The sequence below is a fragment of the Flavobacterium sp. HJSW_4 genome, assembly GCF_042436695.1.
GTDB lineage: Bacteria > Bacteroidota > Bacteroidia > Flavobacteriales > Flavobacteriaceae > Flavobacterium.
In genome coordinates, this window is the sequence record NZ_JBHNPP010000081.1 from 1 (window position 1) to 639 (window position 639).

General features: G+C 32.2%; 2 protein-coding genes. Both read left to right on the forward strand.

Annotation, left to right across the window (positions count from 1 at the left end; genetic code table 11):
- Window positions 1–282, forward strand: a 282-nt coding sequence (locus ACE01P_RS24385; RefSeq protein WP_379701664.1) for a phosphopantetheine-binding protein, incomplete at its 5' end; no start/stop codon positions are given.
- Between the two features lie 12 nt (window positions 283–294).
- Window positions 295–639: condensation domain-containing protein (locus tag ACE01P_RS24390; RefSeq protein ID WP_379701665.1), on the forward strand; the 345-nt coding region annotated here is incomplete at its 3' end.

Here is a 639-nt window from a genome sequence, read left to right on the forward strand (position 1 = left end):
GAAGAAAAACTGGCTGCAATCTGGCAAGACGTTTTAGGGGTGGAAAAAATTGGGATAACCGATAATTTCTTTGAGCTTGGAGGGAATTCGTTAAATGCAAGCCAAATTATTTCAAGAATATTTAGAGAGTTTAGTGTAAAAATTTCTTTTGACGAATTTTTTAATAAATCTAATATTAAATTAATTTCAGATGTCATGGCTGGATATGATAATACAGCAAAATGGCTTGAAAAAGGTGAATTAATAGGAGAAGACGGAGAATTTGAAGAGGTTTTAATTTAATAAAAAAACAAAATGGAATTAAATGAATTATTTTCAATATTACAAGAAAGAAGAATATATCTTAGTTTAAGAGAAGATGAATTAGTTATTAAGTTTCCAAAAGGAGAAGTCGTAAATCAAAGTTTACTTTTCATTATTAAAGAGTCCAAGGCTGAAATAATAAAATTACTCAAAACTGAGCTCCATTTTACTTCAATTGCCCAAGCTCAGGAATCGGATTCTTATCCTTTAAGTTCATCACAACGCAGACTTTGGATATTGAGCCAGCTGGAAGGTGGGGCTTTGGCATATAATATGCCCGCAGCAGTTAGGCTTACGGGAGCTGTCGATTTTGGCAAATTTGAAGAATCATTTAAG